This window comes from Litorivita sp. NS0012-18, from assembly GCF_040371945.1.
Taxonomy (GTDB): Bacteria; Pseudomonadota; Alphaproteobacteria; order Rhodobacterales; family Rhodobacteraceae; genus Litorivita.
Window position 1 is genome coordinate 1,251,017 of the sequence record NZ_BAABWS010000001.1, and the last position, 23,823, is coordinate 1,274,839.

General features: G+C 58.9%; 31 protein-coding genes. 4 read left to right on the forward strand and 27 right to left on the reverse strand.

The genetic code is table 11. The annotated features are described in order from the left end of the window. The first annotated feature begins 294 nt into the window (after positions 1–294). The 3 genes from argB (at position 295) to ABWV64_RS06010 (ending at position 2,508) form a co-directional block, all read left to right on the forward strand. Positions 295–1,155 (forward strand): acetylglutamate kinase, encoded by an 861-nt coding sequence (gene argB / locus ABWV64_RS06000; protein WP_353343357.1) that lies wholly within the window; start codon positions 295–297, stop codon positions 1,153–1,155. A gap of 61 nt (positions 1,156–1,216) precedes the next feature. Beyond that, positions 1,217–2,011, forward strand: a complete 795-nt coding sequence (locus tag ABWV64_RS06005) for a sterol desaturase family protein (protein WP_353343358.1) — start codon at positions 1,217–1,219, stop codon at positions 2,009–2,011. Between the two features lie 5 nt (positions 2,012–2,016). After that, positions 2,017–2,508: a SixA phosphatase family protein gene (locus tag ABWV64_RS06010; protein WP_502902620.1), complete on the forward strand. Its 492-nt coding sequence runs from the start codon at positions 2,017–2,019 to the stop codon at positions 2,506–2,508. Positions 2,509–2,573: 65 nt separating this feature from the next. On the opposite strand, the gene ABWV64_RS06015 is transcribed toward ABWV64_RS06010, so the two are convergent. The 10 genes from ABWV64_RS06015 to ABWV64_RS06060 all read right to left on the reverse strand — a co-directional run bounded on the left by ABWV64_RS06015 (position 2,574) and on the right by ABWV64_RS06060 (position 12,947). Beyond that, positions 2,574–3,365, reverse strand: coding sequence for an amino acid ABC transporter ATP-binding protein (locus ABWV64_RS06015; protein ID WP_353343360.1), 792 nt, complete (start codon positions 3,363–3,365; stop codon positions 2,574–2,576). Between the two features lie 15 nt (positions 3,366–3,380). Continuing rightward, positions 3,381–4,700: an amino acid ABC transporter permease gene (locus ABWV64_RS06020; protein ID WP_353343361.1), complete on the reverse strand. Its 1,320-nt coding sequence runs from the start codon at positions 4,698–4,700 to the stop codon at positions 3,381–3,383. Position 4,701: 1 nt separating this feature from the next. Further along, the gene (locus ABWV64_RS06025) at positions 4,702–5,958 is read right to left on the reverse strand and encodes an amino acid ABC transporter permease (RefSeq protein ID WP_353343362.1); all 1,257 of its coding nucleotides are present in this window, start codon (positions 5,956–5,958) and stop codon (positions 4,702–4,704) included. Positions 5,959–6,110: 152 nt separating this feature from the next. Continuing rightward, the gene (locus ABWV64_RS06030; protein ID WP_353343363.1) at positions 6,111–7,130 is read right to left on the reverse strand and encodes an amino acid ABC transporter substrate-binding protein; all 1,020 of its coding nucleotides are present in this window, start codon (positions 7,128–7,130) and stop codon (positions 6,111–6,113) included. 203 nt (positions 7,131–7,333) lie between these two features. After that, positions 7,334–8,050 (reverse strand): ATP12 family chaperone protein, encoded by a 717-nt coding sequence (locus tag ABWV64_RS06035; protein WP_353343364.1) that lies wholly within the window; start codon positions 8,048–8,050, stop codon positions 7,334–7,336. Continuing rightward, positions 8,051–8,728: an HAD-IA family hydrolase gene (locus ABWV64_RS06040; RefSeq protein WP_353343365.1), complete on the reverse strand. Its 678-nt coding sequence runs from the start codon at positions 8,726–8,728 to the stop codon at positions 8,051–8,053. It abuts the gene before it with no gap. Next, a complete protein-coding gene (locus ABWV64_RS06045; RefSeq protein WP_353343366.1) occupies positions 8,725–9,768 on the reverse strand; it encodes an RluA family pseudouridine synthase in 1,044 nt (347 codons plus the stop codon). The genes ABWV64_RS06040 and ABWV64_RS06045 overlap by 4 nt, the downstream gene beginning before the upstream one ends. After that, positions 9,765–10,142: a fluoride efflux transporter CrcB gene (gene crcB / locus ABWV64_RS06050; RefSeq protein ID WP_353343367.1), complete on the reverse strand. Its 378-nt coding sequence runs from the start codon at positions 10,140–10,142 to the stop codon at positions 9,765–9,767. The genes ABWV64_RS06045 and crcB overlap by 4 nt, the downstream gene beginning before the upstream one ends. A 67-nt stretch (positions 10,143–10,209) precedes the next feature. After that, entirely contained in the window at positions 10,210–11,532 is a 1,323-nt protein-coding gene (locus tag ABWV64_RS06055; RefSeq protein WP_353343368.1) for a replication-associated recombination protein A, read from the reverse strand. Then, positions 11,532–12,947 carry a trypsin-like peptidase domain-containing protein gene (locus ABWV64_RS06060; protein WP_353343369.1) on the reverse strand — a complete coding sequence of 472 codons (1,416 nt, stop codon included), beginning with the start codon at positions 12,945–12,947 and terminating at the stop codon, positions 11,532–11,534. Before ABWV64_RS06060 ends, ABWV64_RS06055 begins: the two co-directional genes overlap by 1 nt. Before the next feature lie 180 nt (positions 12,948–13,127). Between ABWV64_RS06060 and ABWV64_RS06065 the strand changes: the two genes are divergently transcribed. Beyond that, positions 13,128–13,511 (forward strand): thiol-disulfide oxidoreductase DCC family protein, encoded by a 384-nt coding sequence (locus tag ABWV64_RS06065; RefSeq protein ID WP_353343370.1) that lies wholly within the window; start codon positions 13,128–13,130, stop codon positions 13,509–13,511. 81 nt (positions 13,512–13,592) lie between these two features. Here ABWV64_RS06065 and rplQ read toward each other — a convergent pair whose 3' ends face one another. The 17 genes from rplQ to rplN all read right to left on the reverse strand — a co-directional run bounded on the left by rplQ (position 13,593) and on the right by rplN (position 23,799). Further along, positions 13,593–14,018, reverse strand: a complete 426-nt coding sequence (gene rplQ, locus ABWV64_RS06070; protein ID WP_353343371.1) for a 50S ribosomal protein L17 — start codon at positions 14,016–14,018, stop codon at positions 13,593–13,595. A gap of 147 nt (positions 14,019–14,165) precedes the next feature. Continuing rightward, positions 14,166–15,182, reverse strand: coding sequence for a DNA-directed RNA polymerase subunit alpha (locus tag ABWV64_RS06075; protein ID WP_353343372.1), 1,017 nt, complete (start codon positions 15,180–15,182; stop codon positions 14,166–14,168). A gap of 113 nt (positions 15,183–15,295) precedes the next feature. Beyond that, positions 15,296–15,685 carry a 30S ribosomal protein S11 gene (rpsK, locus tag ABWV64_RS06080; RefSeq protein ID WP_353343373.1) on the reverse strand — a complete coding sequence of 130 codons (390 nt, stop codon included), beginning with the start codon at positions 15,683–15,685 and terminating at the stop codon, positions 15,296–15,298. A 14-nt stretch (positions 15,686–15,699) separates the two neighbouring features. Continuing rightward, positions 15,700–16,068, reverse strand: coding sequence for a 30S ribosomal protein S13 (gene rpsM / locus ABWV64_RS06085; RefSeq protein WP_353343374.1), 369 nt, complete (start codon positions 16,066–16,068; stop codon positions 15,700–15,702). Positions 16,069–16,329: 261 nt separating this feature from the next. After that, positions 16,330–16,974, reverse strand: a complete 645-nt coding sequence (locus ABWV64_RS06090; RefSeq protein ID WP_353343375.1) for an adenylate kinase — start codon at positions 16,972–16,974, stop codon at positions 16,330–16,332. Next, positions 16,971–18,335 (reverse strand): preprotein translocase subunit SecY, encoded by a 1,365-nt coding sequence (gene secY / locus ABWV64_RS06095; RefSeq protein ID WP_353343376.1) that lies wholly within the window; start codon positions 18,333–18,335, stop codon positions 16,971–16,973. Before secY ends, ABWV64_RS06090 begins: the two co-directional genes overlap by 4 nt. A 115-nt stretch (positions 18,336–18,450) precedes the next feature. Beyond that, the gene (gene rplO, locus ABWV64_RS06100) at positions 18,451–18,924 is read right to left on the reverse strand and encodes a 50S ribosomal protein L15 (RefSeq protein ID WP_353343377.1); all 474 of its coding nucleotides are present in this window, start codon (positions 18,922–18,924) and stop codon (positions 18,451–18,453) included. Between the two features lie 216 nt (positions 18,925–19,140). Further along, a complete protein-coding gene (locus ABWV64_RS06105; protein WP_353343378.1) occupies positions 19,141–19,908 on the reverse strand; it encodes an L-type lectin-domain containing protein in 768 nt (255 codons plus the stop codon). A gap of 227 nt (positions 19,909–20,135) precedes the next feature. Beyond that, entirely contained in the window at positions 20,136–20,324 is a 189-nt protein-coding gene (gene rpmD, locus ABWV64_RS06110; RefSeq protein ID WP_339932885.1) for a 50S ribosomal protein L30, read from the reverse strand. A 12-nt stretch (positions 20,325–20,336) separates the two neighbouring features. Continuing rightward, positions 20,337–20,903, reverse strand: coding sequence for a 30S ribosomal protein S5 (gene rpsE / locus ABWV64_RS06115; protein WP_353343379.1), 567 nt, complete (start codon positions 20,901–20,903; stop codon positions 20,337–20,339). 11 nt (positions 20,904–20,914) lie between these two features. Then, a complete protein-coding gene (rplR, locus tag ABWV64_RS06120) occupies positions 20,915–21,274 on the reverse strand; it encodes a 50S ribosomal protein L18 (protein WP_110796332.1) in 360 nt (119 codons plus the stop codon). Between the two features lie 11 nt (positions 21,275–21,285). Continuing rightward, on the reverse strand, positions 21,286–21,819 hold the full coding sequence (rplF, locus tag ABWV64_RS06125) for a 50S ribosomal protein L6 (RefSeq protein WP_353343380.1): 534 nt from the start codon (positions 21,817–21,819) through the stop codon (positions 21,286–21,288). Between the two features lie 11 nt (positions 21,820–21,830). Further along, entirely contained in the window at positions 21,831–22,223 is a 393-nt protein-coding gene (gene rpsH / locus ABWV64_RS06130) for a 30S ribosomal protein S8 (RefSeq protein ID WP_353343381.1), read from the reverse strand. Positions 22,224–22,235: 12 nt separating this feature from the next. Then, positions 22,236–22,541 carry a 30S ribosomal protein S14 gene (gene rpsN, locus ABWV64_RS06135; RefSeq protein ID WP_353343382.1) on the reverse strand — a complete coding sequence of 102 codons (306 nt, stop codon included), beginning with the start codon at positions 22,539–22,541 and terminating at the stop codon, positions 22,236–22,238. Between the two features lie 22 nt (positions 22,542–22,563). After that, entirely contained in the window at positions 22,564–23,127 is a 564-nt protein-coding gene (gene rplE, locus ABWV64_RS06140) for a 50S ribosomal protein L5 (RefSeq protein ID WP_353343383.1), read from the reverse strand. Next, positions 23,120–23,431, reverse strand: a complete 312-nt coding sequence (gene rplX / locus ABWV64_RS06145; protein ID WP_353343384.1) for a 50S ribosomal protein L24 — start codon at positions 23,429–23,431, stop codon at positions 23,120–23,122. The genes rplE and rplX overlap by 8 nt, the downstream gene beginning before the upstream one ends. After that, positions 23,431–23,799, reverse strand: coding sequence for a 50S ribosomal protein L14 (rplN, locus tag ABWV64_RS06150; RefSeq protein ID WP_011567679.1), 369 nt, complete (start codon positions 23,797–23,799; stop codon positions 23,431–23,433). Before rplN ends, rplX begins: the two co-directional genes overlap by 1 nt. Positions 23,800–23,823 lie beyond the last annotated feature (24 nt).

Consider the following 23,823-nt stretch of genomic DNA (forward strand, 5'->3'; position numbering starts at 1 on the left):
TTACAGGCCATTGGCCCTGCATTGAGTTGGACCGCATTGCGCGGTCTTCGTATCCTCAACGCCTCACATAGGTATCGGGTTGCATAGATGAACCCCACGAAACCGTGAGTGTGCGAGCCTCGGCCAAAACTGGCCGAGGGGACCGCCCCGCGCGGCGAGAATGCGCCGGTTCCGCCCGCCGCCGCGATCTGTGCATATGTTGCACCGCTGCCGCAGGCCCCGCAGCGCGCGCTACTCTAATCTGCTTGCGCTGGTGCGCCGCATCTTCGATAAATGACCGCAAGAGGGATCATCATGAAGAAGCAAGATATGAACCGCGACTGGATCGCCACCGCCCAAACGCTCAGCCAAGCTTTGCCGTACTTACAACGCTATGACGAAGCGATTGTCGTCATCAAATTTGGCGGCCATGCGATGGGCGACGATGAAGCGATGGAAACTTTCGCCCGCGACATCGTCTTGATGCGCCAAGTCGGGGTGAACCCTGTGATCGTGCATGGCGGCGGCCCGATGATCAACGAGATGCTCGACAAATTGGGGGTGAAATCCGAGTTTGTGAACGGCAAGCGAGTGACGAACGAAGCCACAATGGAAGTGGTCGAAATGGTTCTGTCCGGCCGTGTGAACAAACGCATCGTTCAAGCGATCAACGAACAGGGCGGCCGCGCCATCGGCCTGTCGGGCAAGGATGCCAATCTGATCGAATGCGAGACCGCGAATCCGGCGCTGGGGCTTGTCGGCAATCCGGTCAAGATCGACCCGCGGATCATCCATTCGCTGTTTCGCGATGAGATCATCCCCGTGATCGCGCCCTTGGGTTTTGGCAAGGACGGCGAGACCTTTAACATCAACGGCGACACGGCTGCGGGGGCAATTGCCGCCGCACTCAAGGCCGACCGCCTGCTATTGCTCACCGATGTGGCCGGGGTCAAGAACAAGAATGGCGAGGTTTTGACCGAGCTGAGCGCCGATCAGATCCGCGAGATGACCGCAGATGGCACCATTGCGGGCGGGATGATCCCGAAAACTGAAACCGCCTTGATGGCCATTGAGGGCGGGGTTCGCGCCGTGGTCATTTTGGACGGGCGCGCGCCCAATGCCGCGTTGCTCGAGCTTTATACCGAACATGGCGCGGGCTCGCTTATCCGCGGCTGATTTCACATAGCATATCGTATATGTGTGTTGCGCCGCGCCGCAAAAGGCCTAACCTCGCGCTATGGAAAACGAAACTCTCATTCGCCTGACGGTTTTTTTCGGCCTGTTTGCGCTCTTCGCGGCGCTCGAAGCCCTGCTTCCACGCCGCAAGCGCCGCGCGCCGCAATCAAAGAGGTGGGTGACCAATTGGGCGATCTCGATTGCCGACACCTTGACCTTGCGCCTCGTTGCGATCGCGGTGCCTCTGCTCGCCGTTGGCGCCGCAATCGACGCCTCCAATCAAGGCTATGGCCTGCTCAACCGGATCGACGGCCCGATCTGGGCCGAGACGCTCGTCGCCGTGCTGTTCTTCGATTTCGCCATCTGGGCGCAGCATCTGGTCACCCATAAGGTGCCGTTTTTGTGGCGGTTTCACCGTGTCCATCACGCCGACCGCGATATCGACGTCAGCACCGCCATCCGCTTTCACCCTGTCGAGATTGCCTTCTCCATGGCGCTCAAAATCGGTTTGGTCTATCTGCTCGGGCCATCCGCTTTGGCGATTTTCCTGTTTGAAATCATCCTCAACGGCACTGCGATGTTCAACCATGCGAATATCCGCCTGCCTTTGGCGCTTGATGCGATCCTGCGCCGCGTGCTGGTAACGCCGGACATGCACCGCGTCCATCATTCCGACAAGCGCAGCGAACACGACAGCAACTATGGCTTCTCTCTGTCGATATGGGACCGGATGTTCGGGACCTACATCGCCCAGCCCGCAAAGGGCCATGACGCGATGATCATCGGGCTGCAATGGCAAGACGAGCGGCCCAATCGGCTTGGCTGGTCTTTGCTTTTGCCGTTTCGCCGCAAATGAAGCGCTTGCTGATCATACGCCATGCCAAATCGAGCTGGGACGATCCACTGCTAGAGGATCACGCGCGGGTTCTGAATGCGCGCGGCCAAGCGGGCGCGGCAGCCATCGGAGAATGGCTTGAGGCGCAAGGCTACAGGCCCGATCTGGCATTGGTGTCGGATGCAGCCCGCACGCAAGAGACCTTTGAACGGCTGGCTCTGGGCTGCGCACAGATCGCGCTGCCCACGCTCTATAATGCCAGCAGCGACCGCATCTTGCAGCACATCCAGACCCATGGTGCAGGCGCGACGACGCTGGCCGTCATTGCCCATAATCCAGGTATCGGGGATTTCGCGCACCGGCTGCTGCGAACGCCCGTTCCGCACCCGCGCTTTGCCGATTATCCGACCTGCGCGACCCTTGTCACCGAGGTCGCGATTGACGACTGGCGCGATTTGCAATTCGCCCGCGCCGAGGCGCTCGATTTTCGCATCCCCGCAGACCTGACCCAAACGTGACACCCCAAACGTAAAAAAGCCCCGCCGTTTCCAGCGGGGCCTTTTGAATTGGGCGCAATCCGTGCTCAGTGACCGAGAATCTGGCTGAGGAACAATTTCGTGCGCTCGCTTTGCGGATTGTTGAAGAACTCTTCGGGTTCGTTTTGCTCCACGATCTGGCCCTGATCCATAAAGATCACGCGGTTGGCAACCTGCCGTGCAAAGCCCATCTCATGGGTCACGCAAAGCATGGTCATGCCCTCTTCGGCCAATTCGATCATCGTATCAAGCACTTCCTTGATCATCTCGGGATCAAGCGCCGAGGTCGGCTCGTCAAAGAGCATGATGCGCGGCTTCATGCACAAGGAGCGCGCGATGGCCACACGCTGTTGTTGCCCGCCCGAAAGCTGACCGGGGTATTTGTTGGCCTGATCGGGGATTTTCACCTTTTCAAGGAAATGCATCGCGGTTTCGATGGCTTCCTTCTTGGGCGTTTTGCGCACCCAAATCGGCGCCAAGGTGCAGTTTTCCAAGATCGTCAGATGCGGGAAGAGGTTGAAATGCTGAAAGCACATTCCGACCTCGGAGCGGATTTTATCGATGTTTTTCAAGTCCGAAGTCAATTCGGTCCCGTCCACGATAATCCGCCCCTGCTGGTGTTCTTCGAGACGGTTGATACAGCGGATCAGCGTGGATTTACCGGAGCCCGAAGGCCCCGCAATCACAATCCGCTCGCCGCGATTCACCGTCAGGTTGATGTCGCGCAGCACATGGAACGTGCCATACCATTTGTTCATATTGGCGATTTCGATGGCGACCTCATCGGACACCTGCATCTTTGTGCGGTCGATTTCGCGCGATGTTGCAAGATCAGACATAGCGATCTCCCTTGTTTAATGATGGCCAGTCTGAAGCTTGCGCTCCAGATACATGGAATAACGGGACATGGAGAAGCAGAAGATAAAGAACACAACTCCGACGAAGATGAACAATTCCCAATAGATACCGGTCCACGCCCCGTCGGCGCGGATCGCATTGGTCAACCCCAGAGGGTCAAACAGCGAGATGATCGACACCAGCGTGGTGTCTTTGAACACGCCGATAAAGGTCGACACGATCCCGGGGATCGAGATTTTGAGCGCCTGCGGCATAATGATGAGCCGCTGCGCTTTCCAGTAATCAAGACCCAAAGCATCCGCTGCCTCGTATTGTCCGGTCGGCAAGGCCGCAAGGCCGCCGCGGATCACCTCGGCCATATAGGCCGCGGCAAAGAGGGTCATCATGATCATCACACGCAAGATGATGTCGAAATTCGTGCCAGGCGGCAGGAAGATGTTGAGCAGCGTCGAGGCCACGAACAACAGCGTGATGAGCGGAACGCCGCGAATGAATTCGATGAAACCCACGCAAAGCGATTTCACCAAAATCAGGTCCGACCGGCGCCCGAGCGCGAGGATGATCCCCAAGGGCAGCGAGCCAAGGATCGCCGTAACTCCCAAAAGGATCGCCAGCAAGAAGCCGCCAAACTCGCGCGATTGGACTGCTGGCAATTCCAGCGCGACAACCGACGACAGGAGCGATGCCAGATCAGAGGCAATAAAGAGCCACCAGACGATCGCGACAAGAACGCCGGAAATCGCCCCAATGATGGCACCGCCAACCTTGCCCCCAAAGCTCAAAGCTGCGGCACCGATCACGAAACCGGCCAGCGCCATGGCTGGATACCAAAGCGACCCGCCCCAAAGCAGCCATACCGCGATGAAGGGAAAGAGGCCCGTAAACCACAACAATTTGGACGAAACGAAATCGGCGAACAGAACCGGCGAGATCGCTACAAAAAGCAAGATCAGCGCCAAGATCGGCCGCCAGTATTCTTCGGCCGGATAGAAGCCAAAGAGCAATTGCTTCCAACGCTCGGAGATCACCCCCCAGCACGCGCCGCCATGCCCGCCGATCCCTTCGGCGGCGAGGATTTCGCGGCATTCGGTCAGTGACGCCGCCCCCCATGTGGGCGCGGTGAGCCAAGGCAAAAGCCCTGCCAGCAGGAAATAGATAAAGACCAAGGACGCGAGGGTCAGAACCGTATTGAACCAGCCCGAGAAAAGATTTTCGCGGGCCCAACCCACCGCGCCGACCGATGTCGACGGCGGGGTCTGTTGTGGCAACATGGTCTCGCGCACATAGAGAACCGTATCAGCATGCGTATTGCTCATCTTATCTCTCCACCAATTTCATTCGGTTGTTGTACCAGTTCATCAGCGCAGAGATGCTCAGCGAAATCACGAGGTAGACCAACATGCCAAGCAAAACCGTCTCAAGCTCACGGCCGGTTTGGTTGAGTGTGATACCCATGAGCGTGCCCGTGATATCCATGTAACCAACAGCAATGGCCAAAGAGGAGTTTTTGGTCAGGTTCAGATATTGCGAAATCAGCGGCGGAATGATGATCCGCATGGCTTGCGGCAAGATCACAAGGCTCATGATCCGGTTGCTGCGCAGCCCCAAGGCCGAAGCCGCCTCGGTCTGACCTTTGGCGATCGCCAAAATCCCTGCGCGCACAATCTCGGCGATGAACGCCGCCGTATAGAGCGACAAGGCCAGCCAAAGCGCGATCAGCGAGTTGCGCATATAGGTGCCGCCTTGGAAGTTGAACCCTTTGAGAACCGGATAACCAAGGTGGAAGCCCAGCACGATCAAAAGAGCGATCAGCGGCACGAACACAGCGGCGAGCCGCGCCCACCACGTCACCGGACGCACGCCGGTTGCTTCTTGGATACGGTCGGCGCGTTGGCGAATTTTGCGCGCGCCCCAAACCCCTGCCAAGAGCACGGCAATGATCGCGAGCAGATCGATGCTGACGTCAAAGGCGCTGCCGAAACTGATATTGCCCAAGCTGTTGCTAAAGAGCGGCTCGGGGATGTAAACGCCGCGATTGGTAATCGCCACGCTGTCGAACAGCTTCATCGTCGCTTCGGGATCGGTGCCGCGGAATTTGTTCGGTGCGGGCAGCGATTCGATCAAAACCGCCATGGCCAGAACGATCCACATCAAAACCGGCACGTTGCGGAAGGCCTCCACATAGACGGTCATCAACTTGGCAACCATCCAGTTTTTGGACAGGCGCAACACGCCCACCAACACGCCGACAACGGTCGCCGTCAGGCACCCCATCACCGCCACCAAAAGCGTATTGAGCAAGCCCACAAAGGCCGCCCGAAGGTGCGAGGATTGCGAGTTATATTCGATCAGGCGCTGGTTGATGTCATAGCCCGCAGGCTCGCTCATAAACCCGAAACTGGGCTCTTTGCCCAACGTCGCAAGGTTTGTCATCGTGTTGCTGAGCAGCCAGCCGAAGAAGCTCAAAAATGCGATCAGCGCCACGATCTGAATGGTGATCGACCGATAACGCGTATCATAGATCAGCATGGATAGCTTGAACGTCCCCTCGTGAGGGTCGACGGATGTTGTCATCTGAAATGTTCCCCGTACCTCGGCCTGTTGATTTTTTTACAGACGCAAGAGCGCCCGCTGGCCGATTGTGGTTCGTCAATTGCGTAGGATCAGGCCCCTACATGGCATAGATAGAAGGGCGCGGCGTTGCGGCCGCGCCCTTCAAGATGCGTTTAGCGGAAGGGCGGCGAATACATCAGGCCGCCATCGGTCCACTGTGCGTTCAAACCACGCGACAGACCGATCGGAGTGTTCTCGCCGATGTTCTTTTCGAACAACTCACCAAAGTTGCCACCCGCCATGATGGCGTTCTTGGCCCAATCAGCAGACAGACCGAGCATTTCACCCAGATTGCCTTCGGTGCCGAGGATACGGTTCACTTCGGGGTTGTTACCCGCAGCAGCCGACAGCTCGCCAATATTGGCCGAGGTGATACCCATTTCTTCCGCTGCGACCAGAGCATTGAGGGTCCAACGGACCACATCGCCCCATTCGCTGTCGCCGTGACGCACGAGCGGGCCGAGCGGCTCTTTCGATACGATTTCGGGCAAAACAACGTGATCGGCAGGGTTTTCAAAGCTGGCGCGTGTCGCCGCAAGACCCGATGCATCGGTGGTGTAGGTATCACACGCACCGGCGAGATATTGGGTCTGGCCTTCGGCATTGGTTTCGATCGGAACCGGCTCGTAGCTGATGTTGTTCTTGCGGAAGAAGTCGGCAAGGTTCAGCTCGGTTGTGGTGCCGGTCTGGATACAAACGGTTGCGCCGTCGAGTTCCTTGGCCGAGCTTACGCCCAGAGATTTCGGAACCATAAAGCCTTGGCCGTCATAGTAGTTCACGCCGACGAAATCGAACTTGAGATCGACATCGCGCGAGAAGGTCCAAGTGGTGTTACGCGCAAGCATGTCGACTTCGCCCGAGGCCAGCGCGGTAAAGCGCGTTTTGCCGGTCGTGGGGACGAATTCAACCGCTTTGGGATCACCCAAAACAGCGGCAGCAACGGCGCGGCAGAGGCCAACATCGAAGCCTTCCCATTCGCCATTCGCGTCGGGCGCAGCAAAGCCGACCAGACCGGTGGTAACGCCGCAGTTCAATTTGCCGCGTGCTTTCACGTCGTCCAGCGTGCCGGCAGCCGCTGCGCCGGCGGCAAGGCCCGCGACAGTCAATGCGCCAAGAAATACGGATTTTTTCATGTTTACCTCTTCCTGATTTTCCGCCCCTTTTTCGAGGCGGTTCTTCCGGCCCTCGCAGGACCGGGGGATTAGTCTGAAACGAGGGTAGTCCCCGTCAGTGATCAAGAGTGTGGGCGCAAACATCACGACCCGTCAAGGGCGGCAACACAAAAAATGATCACATCCAAGCTATGTTTCCTTGGCGTTAACAATCACATATCCGCTCAAGATATGTCTCGGGCCATATCGAAAAACCGCTTTGCGTGCACAAAGGCGGCGCGCTTGATTTGCGCCATCTCATGGGCCTCATCATCGCGGCCCCATTGCGCCTCTTGCCACGCTTCGTCAAGCCGCGACAACTCCCATATGGCATCCACCTCATATGGCCCCTCAGCGGCCGCAAACCCCAAGATGAGGGAGCCGGACAGGCTGACCAGATCATGGAAAGCCGCCAGTTCAAAAGGCGAGAATCCATGCACCCGCGCGGTCAGCGGCGCCAACGCGCTTGGCGCTTGCGGGGCGTGAATCACCCCTGCGCGCGTCGCAAGCCGGACTCCAAATGTCGCTTCCGCCCAATCCAGTAGCGGACCCCATCTTTCGGCCTGAAGGCGGACCAATTCTTGTGGCGAACTCGCGCGGTAGCACAAAAGATCGGCATCCCCGTAAGCGGCAAGCATCTCTGCCACCTCACCGTGCTGCACCGCGACCTTGTCAATCGCCGCATTCGCCGAGCGGGTCACCGGCATGACTTCGGGGTTAATGACGGTTTCCACGGCGTCCCATTCCGCTGCAATCGCCTCCGCCATGGCGCGCGTCGGCACCACCAACGGCGTCTTTGCAGGGGTCTTTACGCACCGCGCATCAAGCCGGATTTCGAACCCGTTTTTCGTCGCCTCACAGGCGACTTCGCTCCAAAACCGTTTCGCTTTCCACTCGCTCATTTATGCCTCCAAAACCGTCATGATTGCCTCTGGCAGGGCGCGAAAATCATCCACGACCAATCTGGCCGCCCCGAGCGATTCGCGCGGATGGTAGCCCCAGCTCACCCCGATGCCCGCAATCCCCGCCGCAGCGGCCATTTCCATGTCATAGGATGTATCGCCAATCATCACCGCATTTGCCGCCGCAACGCCGGTTTCGGACAGGGCCGCGAGCAACATCGACGGATTCGGTTTTGACGGGTGATGGTCGCTGACCTGCTCGTTTATGAAAAATCCGGTCAGCCCATGCCCATCGAGCAATTTGTCGAGCCCGCGGCGCGATTTTCCCGTCGCCACCGCCAGTAGGTTCTCAGGCACCGCAGCCAGCGTTTTCAAAACCTCATGGGCGTGGGGATAAAACGGGCTGCTTTGCGCCGCGCCGATCTGCGCGCGCAAGGAGACATAGGCATCCTTATACCACTCCACCATTTGCGCACGTAGCGCGCCATCCAACTGCGGGGCGAGCCGCGCAAAAGCCTCCGGCAAGGACAGGCCGACAATGGACAATATCGCCTCGCGGGCGGGGGCGGGCATCTGGGCGCGCTCGAAAGCAAAGCCCATCGCCGCCAGAATGTCGCCCTGACTGTCCACCAAGGTGCCATCAACATCAAAGATGATCAGCCGCAAATCGCCGCTCATTCAAAGTCCTCAAATGGGTCTTCGGGTTGCTCTTTCTCATCCCATTGCAACACGTCCCATGTCCGCCTCATATGCTCGGGCAAAGGCGCGGTGATATGCAGGATGTTCTTGGTGGTCGGGTGTTCGATCTTCAACGACCGCGCGTGCAGATGCAGCTTGCGGCTGACCTCGCCGCCCAGTTGCGCGCCCCAACCATCGCCAAGGTTTTCCTGCCCCGAACCGCCATATTTGCCATCGCCAATGATCGGATGGCCAATCTCGGCCATATGGGCGCGCAATTGATGGGTGCGGCCAGTGATCGGCACAAGCGCCACCCATGCGGTGCGTTTGCCCGCCACATCCATCACCGCATAATCGCTATGGGCGCGTTTGGCGCCTTCGGTTTTGTCGACCTCGCGCGGATGGATGCAATGCATCTTCTCGCCCTCGCCCTTGGCCCCGTGACCCGGCGCTTTGACAAGGCCGTATTTGATCGTGCCCATGCGCGGTGTCGGCACGCCCGCAACGGCAGCCCAATAAAGCTTGCGCGTCTCGCGGTGCCGGAAGGCGGCGGTCAGGGCCTTGGCGGCCAGACGCGTACGCGCCAAAACCAAAACACCCGAAGTGTCCTTGTCGATCCGGTGGACAAGCCGCGGCTTGTCCTCAAGCCCGAATCGCAGCGCCTCGGCCAAACCGTCCACATGGCGCGTCATGCCCGACCCGCCCTGCACCGCCAACCCAGGCGGTTTGTTGAGAACGATCACATCATCGTCGCGGTAGATCACGCAGTTGCGGATCATTTTGGCATCGGCTTCGGTGATTTTTCCGGCGCTGGCCGATTTGGCCTCGGCCACCGAAGGCAGCGGCGGAATGCGCACCTTTTGGCCCGCTTCCAACCGCGTGTTGGCCTTGACCCGCCCGCCATCAACGCGCAGCTCGCCCTTGCGGCACATCTTTTCGATGCGGCCTTGGCTGACATGCGGATACATGCGCCGCAGCCACCGGTCGAGCCGTTGATCCGTATCATCGGGAGCGACCACCTGTGTTTGAACACCGCTCATTGGAAAATCCCCCGCATCAGGAAAAAGGCGACCGCAATCGCAGCCAAAGACAGGGCCACCGAAGCCCCCACATAAAGCGCCGCAAGACCGGCCTGTCCGCGCTCGAAAATCGTCAAAGCGTCCAAGGAGAACGCCGAAAACGTCGTATAGCCGCCCAACAGACCGGTCATCAAGAACGGCGCAAACCGCGTGCCCCCCTTTTGCGCGAGGTAAAGCACGATAATGCCCATCAGAAACGAGCCGACAACATTCACCGTCATCGTCCCCCAAGGGAAACCCGCCCCCATCACGCGCATCGCGCCGACATTGGTCAGATAACGCAATGAAGCGCCAATCGCGCCACCCAAGGCGACCTGTAGCAAAACCGGTAACATGGGCCATCCTCTGGCCGTGCAGGCGCAGAATGTCAAGTTTTGCTCGGCCCCTTCGCGCCGCCTCGGGCTATTTGCTGCGCTCGGCCCGCAAACGCGCGAAATACTCCATGCGCTTTTTGAGATCGCGTTCGAAACCGCGCTCGACGGGCGCATATAGCTCTGGTCGCTCCATCCCGTCAGGGAAATAGTTTTGCCCCGAAAACCCGTCTTCGGCGGCATGGTCATAGGCATATCCTTCGCCGTAGCCTTGCTCTTTCATCAACTTGGTCGGGGCGTTGCGGATATGTTTGGGCGGCGGCTCGGACCCGCTTTGCTTGGCCAATCTGCGCGCCGCATTATAGGCCATGTAACCAGCGTTGGTTTTCGGCGCGAGCGCGAGGTAGATCACCGCCTGCGCCAAGGCCAATTCGCCCTCGGGCGAGCCGAGCCGCTCGTATGCTTCCCACGCCTGAAGGCAAATGCCCTGTGCCTGCGGGTCGGCCAAGGCGATGTCCTCGACCGCCATCCGCGTCAAACGTCGGGCCAAAAACCGCGGGTCCTCGCCGCCCTCGAGCATTCGCGCATACCAATAAAGCGCCGCATCGGGGTCCGAACCGCGCACCGATTTATGCAGCGCCGAGATGAGGTTGTAATGCTCCTCGCCGGATTTGTCGTATTTCGCCGCCCGCCGCATCAGCCGTTCGGACAATGCCTCGCGCCCCAAAGGCGCATCCACCTTCCACGCCGCCACCTGTTCAACCAGATTGAGCAAAGCGCGCCCGTCACCATCGGCCATATCGAGCAGCGCCGCGCGCGCCTCGCGATCAAGCGGCAAATCGCGGCCGATCTCCGCCTCGGCCCGCGCGACCATCTGCTCCAATTCGCCACTCGATAGACGCTCCAACACCAACACCTGCGCACGGCTGAGCACAGCGGCGTTCAACTCGAAGCTCGGGTTTTCCGTGGTGGCTCCCACCAACAGGATCGTGCCGTCTTCCATATGCGGCAAAAACCCGTCCTGCTGCGCCTTGTTGAAACGGTGGATTTCGTCGACAAACAGCAGCGTCCCCTGCCCGTTGGTGCGGCGCATTTTGGCCGCCTCGAACACCTTGCGCAGTTCCGGCATGCCGGTGAAAATCGCCGAGATTTGCACGAAATGCAGGTCGGTTTCATCGGCCAAGAGCCGCGCGATTGTGGTTTTCCCCACCCCCGGCGGCCCCCAAAAGATCAACGAGCTCAAACTTCCCGATCCGAGCATCACGCCCAATGGGGCTTGCGGGCCCAAAACCTGTGACTGCCCGATCACCTCGGCCAAGGTTTTCGGACGCAAACGGTCGGCCAAAGGGCGCGGGCCTTTGCCTTGCGCGCTGGCCCCGACCGCATCCGCACCCGATGAAAACAGATCGGCCATCAGAACCGCAGCCGCATTGAAATCCGCCGCCCGCCGCGCAGCACCTCAAGGCGCAGCTTGCGCCCTGCTGCGCGCAGCGCCGCTTCGGCCTGTGCGGAGGTGGCGATCTCGGTGCCGTTTACCGCGAGCAAGACATCGCCGCGCTGCAATCCGGCGCGCCCGCCTCCCGCGCCCGCGCCCGTCACCAATACGCCGGAGGCCCGCATCGGAAGGTTGAATTCGGCGATGACCGCCGGATTGATCGTCACCACTTCAAGCCCTTCGAACACCATCCCGCGCCCCAAACGGCGCGGATCGCGCGCGGGACTGTCCGGCGCTTTGGTCAGTGCCACGTCGACCGCCCGCTCCACGCCGTCATGAAACACCGTCATCGCCGCCGTGCCGCCCAAACCGGCCACCGACATCCGATAGAGCATCTCGGCGGGGGTGTTGACCGGCGCGCCGTCCACTTCGGTGATCACATCACCAACCACGACGCCAGCGGCGCCAATGGGGCTCAGAACATGCAGATCGGCCACCGCGACCCCGCTGGGCAGCGACAGGCCAAGCCCGCCCGCCATATCCGCATCGACCGGTTGCCCGACAATCCCCGCCCATGGCCGCTCGAACACGGAATTGCCCGCGCGGGCCTGATCGACAAACTGCGCCACCAGCGCCGAAGGAATGGCAAAACCGATGCCGTTCGATCCGCCCGAACGGGTCAGGATCGACGTGTTGATCCCGATCAGCCGCCCGTTGACGTCAATCAGCGCACCGCCGGAATTGCCCGGATTGATCGGCGCATCGGTCTGGATGAAATAGCCGCGCCCCTGCCCCGAGGCCGCACCAGAGCGCGCAAGCCCCGAGACAATGCCGCTGCTCACCGTCTGCCCGACGCCGAAGGGGTTGCCGATCGCCAGCACCAATTCCCCGACCTCGACGCTTTCGCTGTCGCGCAGATCAAGATGCGGCATCTGCGCCCCGCCTTGCAGCTGCAAGATCGCCAGATCGCTTTGCTCATCGGACAACAGCACCGTTGCGGCATATTCGCGGCGATCGTTGAGCACCACTCGAATGTCCGTGGCACCGCCGACGACATGGTAGTTCGACACAACGATACCGTCGCCCGACAAAATCACGCCCGAGCCGAGCGAGTTTTGAACCCGCGGGCGGGCGCTGCCGAAATCACGGAACATATTGCCGAAAAACGGGTCGGAGCGAAACGGGCTGACACGCCCCTGCACCACGCGTTTGGCGTAAATGTTCACGACCGCAGGCGCGGCCTGTTTCACCAAAGGGACAAACCCCAAGGAGATTTCCATCTGCGAGGTCGGGACGCGGGTTTCGGCGGCGGCGGGCGCGGTTGCGATCGTCCATGCCGCAACTGCGGCAACAAGGGTCTTGATGAGCACAGGCGCAGAAAATGAACGGCGCATTAGGGAACCTTCCGTAAGCTTGGCCCAAGATATGAGCAGGCTGGCGCCCGATTGCAAGTCGCCTACATAACGCAAGCGCCTCCCGCCTCGCCTTGAGGGCGCAAAATCAACGACCTTGAATGATTGACCAAATGCCGACGCCGTTATTTCTTTAGCTACAGAGATAAAGAGGAGAGCGAAATGACCCAGATGCCGCGCACGCGGGCGCTCTACAACGCGGATTGCCCGATTTGCAATTCCGAGATGTGCAGCTATGCCGCCTACTCTAGGGACAACGCGCTTCCCTTGGCGTTTGACGATCTCAATACCGTCGATCTTTCGCAATGGGGGGTAAGCGCGGATGACGCCGCGCGCCTCTTGCACGTGATCCACGACGGGCGGCTGCACATCGGCTTTGATGCGTTCTTGGTGCTCTGGAACCAAATGCCGCGCTATCGCAGATTGGCCAAGATCGGTCGATGGCCACTGGTATTTCCGATCTTGAACTGGGGCTATGCCAATGTGGTGGCGCGGCTGATCTATGCTCGGCATCTGCGGCGCGGGCGGCTTGGCCTGCGCCCATGAGCGCCCTGCCTCCCCAACTAAAAAAGCCCCCGCCGTCAAAGACGGCAGGGGCCAATTCACTCGAACGCTTGCGCGCGAGGTTTACTCTTCTGCGAGCGCTTCTTCGGCTGCTGCAACGCGGGCTTTGTCGCCTGCGCCTTTCGCGGCCACATCGCGGTCGACGAATTCGATGATCGCCATCGGCGCCATGTCACCGTAACGGAACCCGGCTTTGAGAACGCGCACATAACCACCTTGGCGGTCCTTGTAGCGCGGGCCGAGGATGTCGAACAGTTTCGCAACATACTGGTCTTGCTTGAGCTGTGCGCGGGCCTGACGGCGGGCGTGCAGATCGCCGCGCTTGCCCAGTGTCACAAGCTTCTCGATGATGCGGCGAAGCTCTTTGGCTTTCGGCAGGGTGGTTTTGATTTGCTCATGCTCGATGAGCGAGCCGGCCATGTTTGCCCAAAGCGCCTTGCGGTGCTCGTGGGTGCGGTTCAGGCGGCGGTAACCTTTTGCGTGACGCATGTGTCTATTCCTTCGTATCTGCCCGTTTGGGCTATTTGCTTTGTCTGGCCGACCCTGCGTGGGGGTCGATCTCCTTGGGGCAACATGCCCATGTTTTCCCCGCCATATGCGGGCATTTGGGGGCGGATTACGCCGCCCCCGAAATCTTTAGAACTGGTCTTCGAATTTCTTCGCCAGATCTTCGATGTTCTCTGGCGGCCAGTCTTCGACATCCATGCCGAGGTGCAGGCCCATGCCCGAAAGCACTTCCTTGATCTCGTTGAGCGACTTGCGGCCAAAGTTCGGCGTGCGCAGCATTTCTGCTTCGGTCTTCTGGATGAGATCCCCGATATAGACGATGTTGTCGTTCTTGAGGCAGTTCGCAGACCGCACCGACAATTCCAACTCGTCCACTTTCTTGAGCAGCAGCGGGTTGAATTCGAGGCCATCGTCCTCGTCCGCGCGGGTGGCGGATTCGGGCTCTTCGAAGTTCACGAAGATCGACAGCTGGTCTTGCAAGATACGCGCGGCGAAGGCCACGGCGTCATCGGGCGTGATCGAGCCGTCGGTTTCGACCTTCATGGTCAATTTGTCATAATCAAGCACCTGACCTTCGCGGGTCGGTTGCACGTCATAGGACACTTTCTTGACCGGCGAATAGATCGCGTCGATCGGAATGAGGCCGATGGGCGCATCTTCGGGCTTGTTCTTCTCGGCAGCGACATAGCCTTTGCCGGTGTTGACGGTCAGCTCGATAAACAGATCGGCGCCATCGTCGAGGTGGCAAATCACATGCTCTTTGTTGAGAACTTCGATGCCGTTGCTTTCGGAGATGTCACCCGCGGTAACAACACCCGGACCTTTGGCATTGATCGACAGGCGCTTGGGGCCTTCGACTTCCATGCGCAGGGCCACGCCTTTGAGGTTCAAAATGATGTCGGTGACATCTTCGCGCACGCCCGCAACCGAGGAAAACTCGTGCAGCACGTTATCGATCTGGACCGATGTGATGGCGGCGCCTTGCAGGCTCGACATCAAAACGCGGCGCAGCGCGTTCCCGAGGGTCAGACCAAAACCGCGTTCCAGCGGTTCGGCAACAACGGTGGCTTGGCGCGCAGGCTCATTGCCTGGTTTCACGTCAAGCTGTGTCGGCTTGATCAGTTCAGCCCAATTCTTATGGATCATGTGTCCCTCCATTCCTGTCTGTGCCTCATGTCCGAAGGCGGCAGACGCCCGAGGTTAAAAATGACGGATTGGGGCCGCGCTAAAATGCGCAGCCCCAACCAATAAACGAATACTTAGACGCGGCGGCGCTTCGGCGGACGGCAACCGTTATGCGCCATCGGGGTCACATCACGGATCGAAGTGATGTTGAAACCGATTGCAGCCAAGGCGCGCAGGGCGCTTTCACGGCCCGAACCGGGGCCTTGCACTTCGACTTCAAGCGTTTTCACGCCGTGATCTTGTGCTTTTTTACCTGCGTCCTCTGCAGCCATCTGCGCGGCATAAGGCGTCGATTTACGCGAGCCTTTGAAGCCCATCGTGCCAGCCGACGACCACGAGATCGCGTTGCCTTGCACATCCGAGATGAGGATTTTGGTGTTGTTGAACGAGCTGTTGACGTGAGCCACGCCCGCAGCGATATTCTTGCGCTCTTTTTTCTTAGCGCGTGTCTTTTCGCGTGCCATCTAATCAGCCCCCCTTATTTCTTCTTACCGGCAATGGCCTTTGCGGGGCCTTTGCGAGTGCGAGCGTTGGTGTGGGTACGCTGACCGCGAACCGGCAGGTTACGGCGGTGACGAAGACCGCGGTAGCAACCAAGGTCCATCAAGCGTTTGATGTTCATCTGCACTTCGCGGCGAAGATCGCCTTCGACAGTGTAGTTGGCGTCGATATGTTCGCGCACCGAGAGGACCTCGGCGTCGGACAATTCGTTCACGCGGCGGGCCGCGTCGATGCCAACGGCTTCGCAGATTGCTTTGGCCGATGCGGGGCCAATACCAGTGATATAAGTGAGGGCGATCGGGACCCGTTTGTGGGTCGGGATGTTAACGCCGGCAATACGTGCCACGTGTCTCTTCCTTTCGTTGCGGTTCCGTAGCTCCAGAACCTTTTTTCACAACGCAGGCCCGAGGCGATAAACCGTCGGGCCAGAGCTGATCAGGTGATATATTCCCAAGCGGGGGCGACCCGCGCGAGAATCGTTTACTCTTTCGAGATAGGGGTGCGTATTGGGATTTTCGAGGGCCGTCAAGCCCTCAGAGCCGCCCGCCCCTCTCAAAGTAAAAACGGCCCCCGCAAGGAAGGCCGTTTTTCGATCTGTTCGGACCGATTACTTGTCCAGCTCGGCCTTGATCGCGGCCTGCACAACTTCCATCGCCGCCAGACCATCAACCCGCTTGAGCAAGCCCTTGGCGTAGTAATAGCCCAGCAATGGCGAGGTCTTTTTGTAATATTCCATCAGACGGTTCTTGAGGCTTTCCTCATTATCGTCGGCGCGGCGCTTGAACTCGGTGCCGCCGCAGTTGGTGCATTTTCCATCGGCAGGGATCGGCTTGGTCTCGTCGTGATAGACCTCGCCGCAAGTGCCACAGGTCGAGCGGCCAACGATACGCGCGACCAGAGCCTCGTCACGCACGCGCAATTCGACGACCGCGTCCAATGTCTCGCCCGTGGCGTCGAGCAATTTGGCCAAGGCATCCGCCTGCGCCAATGTGCGCGGGAAGCCGTCAAAGATGAAGCCGCCTGCCTTGTCGCCTTCGAGCTTCTCGCGGATCAGGCCGATCACGATCTCGTCGGTCACCAGATCGCCGCGCGCCATCACGTCCGCGACAACCTTGCCCATTTCGGTGCCGCTGTCCTTGGCTTCGCGCAGCATGTCGCCGGTCGAAAGCTGGATCATGTTGCGGGTCTCGACCAGATGGCGAGCCTGCGTGCCTTTACCGGCGCCGGGCGGGCCGAGGAGGATAATGTTCATCTGCGTTGCGTCCCTTTTCTTTTGCTGCGCTTCTTCCCTTTACCGCGCAGCTGCGATTTTTCAATCAGCCCTTCGTACTGGTGTGCCAGCAGATGGCTCTGGACTTGCTGGATCGTATCCATCGTCACAGAGACCACAATCAGAACCGAGGTGCCGCCAAAATAGAAAGGGATTGTGAATTGGCTACGGACAATCTCCGGAAGGAGACAAACTGCCGCAAGGTAGGCCGATCCGACCACCAAAATCCGCGTCACAACGTATTCCAGATACTCCGCCGTCTTCTTGCCAGGACGAATGCCAGGCACGTTGCCGTTTTGATTCTTCAGGTTTTCGGCCACGTCATCGGGCTTGAAGGCCACGTTGAACGTGTAGAAATAGGCAAAAAAGACAATCATCGCGACGAAGAACAGCAGGTAAAGCGGTTGTCCCGGTCCGAAATAGGCAAGGATCGTGCTCATGATCGGGCCGGTTTGGCTGCCCGAGAAGGTGCTGATGGTGGTCGGCAAAAGCAAAAGCGCCGAGGCAAAGATCGCGGGGATCACGCCAGCGGGGTTGACCTTGACCGGCAAATGCGACGAGCCGCCTTCATAGACTTTCATGCCCTGCTGACGGCGCGGGTATTGGATATGGACCTTGCGCAGGGCGCGCTCCATGAACACCACAAAGGCGATGGTCGCCACCACCATGACAATCACGCCAAGGATGATCACGGGGCTGATCGCGCCGCTGCGCCCTTGCGAGAAGAACTGCGCCAATGCGGCGGGGACTTCGGCGATGATGCCGACAAAGATGATCAACGAGATGCCGTTGCCGATGCCGCGGTTGGTGATCTGCTCGCCCAGCCACATCAAGAACATCGTGCCGCCCACAAGCGTGACCATGCACGAAATGCGGAAATACAGCCCCGGATCAGTAACCAGATCGCCCGCCTCAAGGCTGGCCGCCAAGCCAAAACTTTGCAGCGTGGCCAAGGCCACCGTGCCGTAACGCGTGTATTGGTTGATCTTTTTCTGACCCTGCTGGCCCTCTTTCTTGAGCTGCTCAAGCGCAGGCACCATCGAGGCCAGAAGCTGCACAATAATCGAGGCCGAGATATAGGGCATGATGCCGAGCGCAAAAATACCCATCCGGCCAAGCGCACCGCCGGTGAACATCGTCAAAATGCCGCCGATCCCTTGGCCCGCACCTTCCATAAAATCGCGCAGCGCCGCGCCGTCGATTCCGGGAACCGGAATAAACGTGCCAAGGCGGTAAACGATCAAAAGGCCGAGAGTGAAGAAAATACGCTGGCGCAGGTCCGACGCCTTGCTCAGCGCGGCCCAGCTTGTGTTGGCCGCCATTTGCTCTGCTGCAGATGCCATTCGCGGGTCTCTTTCATATAGAAACGCCGCCCTAGAGCGTTTTCCAGCTCGGGCGGCGTTTTGGGAAAACTCAAGGGTATGTAAGCGGCGTTGGCGCCGCTCACAACCTCAATCTTTATTCTGCCGCTGCAGGAGCCGCCACTTTCAGCGAACCGCCGGCCTTTTCGACCGCTTCAACGGCCGATTTCGACGCGCCGGTCACTTCGATGTTGGCTTTGGCAGTGAACTCGCCTTTGGCCAGAACGCGGATGCCGTCCAGCTTGCGGCGCACCAGACCCGATGCGATCAACGCATCTTCGGTGATCGCGGCTTTGGCGTCCAATTTTTTCTCGTCGATGAATTTCTGGATCAAACCGAGGTTCACCACCGCGAAGGATTTGCGGTTCGGCTTGTTAAAGCCGCGCTTGGGCAAACGTTGGTAGAGCGGCATTTGGCCACCCTCGTAGCCGCCAATGGCAACACCCGAGCGGGATTTTTGACCTTTGATACCACGGCCACCCATTTTACCGGTGCCGGAACCGGGACCACGTGCGACGCGTTTGCGAGGCTTGGTTGCACCGGGGTTGTCACGAAGTTCGTGCAGTTTCATGTCGCTTCTCCTTTGCCGGAACTACCCTCCAGCGACGGAGCGGGCAAACACGGCTTACAAATGATTCTATGACCCCTGCTGAGGCCACTGGGGGCGTATAGACGCCTTCGCAGGCCGGATCAAGTCTCGCGTTTACCCGCCGTGCCCGCGCAACGCAAAACGCCCCGCAGGGATCTGCGAGGCGTCCTTTTGCCAAAGGGCGACGTTACAAAGCGGTTAGCCGCGCTTGCGGCGGCGCAGGCCCGCCAAGGCCCCGATCCCGCCGATCAAAAGCAATCCACCCGCCGGCAGCGGGATAGGCGCCGCCGTGCCAAGGGTCAGATCGAAACTGTTGATCGTATGGGTCGAATTTGCCGCGCCGGTCGAAGCGGTGAAGCCGAAGAAACCGGTGCTCCCGATGCTGGCCAGATCAAGCGCATAGGACAAGAGCGGTGCCGCCGGTTGGAACCCTGCGTTATTCACAAATACATCGAGCCATGTGCCGTCATATTCGACCCAAGCATAAGTCGTGGAGCTTTGCAGCGTATAGCCCGGATCGGCAAGCACCAAGGAGGCAGTGCTGCCGTTGGTGTTGATCCCGACGTGATTATTGCTGAAAGCATCGCCGGAGCCGTTGCCCCACGTGTCGAATTCAACCGCGATCGAATTGCCGATCCCTTGGTATCCGATCCCGCCGCCGCCGTCGCCGGTCTGCGCGGTGCCGCCCGTGTCATTATGCACGGCAAAAACGATACCATCGGCGCCGCCGGTCGAGGGCGTGGCGATGGTAAAGGAAAACGCCGCCGAGAATGTCGTGTTGGAAGCAATCGCCACCGCATCGGTCCATGCCGATCCGTTTTGCCAATCGACCGCATCGGTCAATTGCAGGTCTGTGCCGGACAAAGCCGCGCTGCCGTTCAAGGTCATGTCCGAAAAACTGACGGGGGCGGCTTGCGCCGCTGCTGCGCCCAATGTGAAGGCGGTGGCAGTAAAAAACTTTTTCATAATCCACTCCAAATGCGAACTAGGGCACAACGCCCTAATCGCCGCAAAATTGCCAATGATTAACCATAAGTCAACCGCGATCGTAGGGTTGCCGCGGGATGACGACCGCCAGCAAGCCACCCCTAGGCGACAATCCAGAAAAGCGCCCGCCATTGACCACGAGACGGAAACAAAACGCCCCGCAGTCTCCTGCGGGGCGTTTGTAATTTTAACCGAAGGCGAAAGGCTTAGCCTTTTTCCTCGATGATCTCGACCATATGCGAAACCGAGTTCACCATGCCGCGCACGGAAGGCGTATCTTCCAATTCGCGGGTGCGGTTCATTTTGTTCAAGCCCAGACCGATCAGCGTTGCACGCTGTTTCGCGGGGCGGCGGATCGGCGAGCCGACCTGCTTGACGACGATGGTTTTTGCCATTGGATCAGTTCCTTACGCTTCAGCAGCTTCGGCAGCAGGCGCATCATCTTTTTTCAAGATGTCTGCAACCTTCTTACCGCGGCGCTGTGCCACCGAACGCGGGCTGGACTCTTTGCGAAGCCCATCCAGCGTTGCGCGGATCATGTTGTAGGGGTTCTGCGAGCCAACCGACTTCGCAACAACGTCCTGCACACCGAGCATCTCGAACACCGCACGCATTGGGCCACCGGCGATGATACCGGTACCTTGCGGTGCCGTGCGCATCACAACACGGCCAGCGCCATGACGGCCTTCCATGTCGTGGTGCAATGTGCGGCCTTCTTTAAGCTGCACGCGCATCATCTGGCGCTTGGCTTGCTCGGTGGCTTTGCGAATGGCCTCGGGGACCTCTTTCGCTTTGCCTTTACCGAAGCCGACACGGCCCTTTTGATCGCCGACAACCACAAGCGCGGCAAAGCCGAAACGCTTACCACCCTTCACAGTTTTCGACACGCGGTTGATCGCGACCAGACGATCGGCGAATTCAGGGGTTTCTTCGCGCTCGCGACGCCCACCCCGGTTTTGACCTTCTCTTGCCATATCGTCTCTCCTTAGATCTTCAGCCCACCTTCACGAGCAGCGTCGGCCAAAGCCTTCACCTTCCCGTGAAAGAGGAAACCACCACGATCGAAATATGCTTCGGTGACGCCGGCCTTTTTGGCCCGCTCGGCAATCGCCGCGCCAACTTTCGTTGCCGCTTCGACATTGTTTTTGCCGACCATGCCCAGATCCTTCTCGAGAGAAGAAGCCGAAGCGAGGGTCACACCATTCACATCGTCGATCAGCTGGACGCTGATGTTCTTGTTGCTGCGGTGAACCGAAAGACGCGCACGTCCTGCGTTCACTTTGCGAAGTTTGTTCCGAACGCGCAGGCGGCGCTTCAGAAACAGGGTTCTTTTGCTGTTTGCCATATCCTGGGTCCTTACTTCTTCTTGCCTTCCTTGCGGAAGATATACTCGTCTTTGTATTTGATGCCTTTGCCTTTATAGGGCTCGGGCTTGCGCCATTCGCGGATGTTTGCCGCAACCTGACCAACGAGTTGTGCACTATCGCCTTCGATCACGATTTCAGTGTTCTTCGGGCAGGTCACGGTCACACCGGCCGGCACTTCGAAGTCCACATCATGGCTGTAACCGAGCGACAGCTTCAGGGTGTTGCCCTGCATCTGCGCACGATAACCAACGCCGTTGATCTCGAGCTCTTTTTTGAAGCCCTCGGTGACACCTTTGACCATGTTGGCGACAATCGTGCGGCTCATGCCCCACTGTTGGCGCGCGCGCTTGGATTTGCCGCGCGGGGTCACCGTCACTGCATTATCTTCCAAAGCGATGGTCACATCATCCGTAGCTGTGAAGTTCTGGGTCGCTTTGGGACCTTTCACTTCGATGGTCTGGCCGGACACCGAGGCGGTTACACCTGCGGGCAGCTCGACCGGTTTCTTACCAATACGAGACATTCCAGACCTCCTTAGAACACGGTGCAGAGCACTTCGCCGCCAACATTGGCGGAACGTGCAGCTGCATCGGACATGACGCCCTTGGGCGTGGAGACAATCGACACACCGAGGCCCTGACGGACAACGGGGATGTCATTGACGCCCATGTAAACGCGACGGCCAGGTTTGGAAACCCGCTTCACTTCGCGAATGACAGGAGTGCCTTCGTAGTATTTCAGGCTGATTTCGATGGCCGGATGGCCGTCGGCACCAGTGGTTTTCTCATAACCGCGGATGTAACCTTCATCTGCAAGCACATCCAAAACCCATGCGCGCAGCTTGGAAGCAGGCGTCATGACGGTGGATTTGCCGCGCATCTGAGCGTTACGGATACGGGTGAGCATATCGCCGATAGGATCGTTCATAATATCTCTCCCTTACCAGCTCGACTTAACCATGCCGGGGATCTGACCAAAGGAGGCCAGTTCGCGCAGCATGATCCGCGAGACTTTGAGCTTACGGTAATAAGCGTGGGGACGACCGGTCAGCTGGCACCGGTTGTGCAAGCGCACAGCCGCAGAGTTGCGCGGCAGCTTGGCAAGCTTCAAAGAAGCGCGGAAACGCTCTTCCATCGGCTTGCTTTCGTCGTTCACGATTTCTTTCAGAGCGGCGCGTTTGGTCGCATATTTTGCCACCAGCTTTTCGCGCTTTTTCTGACGTTCGAGCATTGCTTTTTTAGCCATGTCTATGTTCCTTCCCGCTGCTTCAGCTGTTGAAGGGCATGTTGAAAGCTTTCAACAGCGCCTTGGCTTCAGCGTCGGTTTTCGCCGTGGTGGCAATAACGATGTCCATACCCCAGTTCTCATCGACTTTGTCGAAATCGATCTCGGGGAAAACGATGTGCTCTTTGAGACCCATGGCATAGTTGCCGCGGCCATCAAAGCTTTTGCCGTTCACGCCGCGAAAATCGCGAACGCGGGGCAATGCAATCGTGATCAGACGATCAAGGAATTCATACATGCGCTCGCCGCGCAGGGTCACTTTCGCACCCAGCGGCATTTCTTCACGCACGCGGAACGTCGCGATGGATTTCTTCGCAAGCGTTGTAACGGCTTTTTGGCCCGCAATCGTGCTCAGGTCTTCTTGAGCGGATTTGGCTTTCTTGCTGTCACGAACGGCTTCGGCACCACAGCCGATGTTCAGAACGATTTTATCCAGACGCGGGATCTGCATGTCGTTCTGGTAGCCGAACTCTTCCTTCAACGCGGCGCGGATCGTGTCCGCATAAAGCGTCTTGAGGCGCGGGGTGTAGTTTTCGGTATCAAGCATCGATTGCATCCCCCGTGGTTTTTGCAAAGCGCACTTTCTTGTCGCCTTCCATGCGGAAGCCAACGCGCGTTGCTTTGCCGTTTTTGTCTACCAAAGCGAGGTTGCTCAAATCGATGGGCATCGCTTTCGGGATGCGGCCACCTTGGCTTGTCTGGCTTTGACGGGTGTGACGGATCGCCATTTTCACACCATCAACCACGGCCTTACCGGCCTTGGGATCGATGGAGGAAATCGTGCCGGTTTGACCTTTGTCTTTACCGGCGAGAACGATCACCTTGTCACCTTTGCGGAGTTTAGCAGCCATTACAGCACCTCCGGAGCAAGCGAGATGATTTTCATGAAGTTTTTCGCGCGAAGCTCACGAACAACTGGCCCGAAGATACGGGTGCCGATCGGCTCGTTGTTGTTGTTGAGGATCACGGCGGCGTTGCGATCAAAACGGATCGCGGTGCCATCTTCACGGCGGACTTCTTTGGCGGTGCGAACGACGACGGCCTTACGGACGTCACCTTTCTTAACACGGCCACGCGGAATGGCTTCCTTCACCGAAACGACAATGATGTCGCCAACGGAGGCGTATTTACGCTTGGAACCACCCAGGACCTTGATGCACTGAACTCGGCGAGCGCCGGAGTTGTCAGCGACATCCAGATTGGTCTGCATCTGGATCATGTGGTTTCTCCCGACCTATGGGGC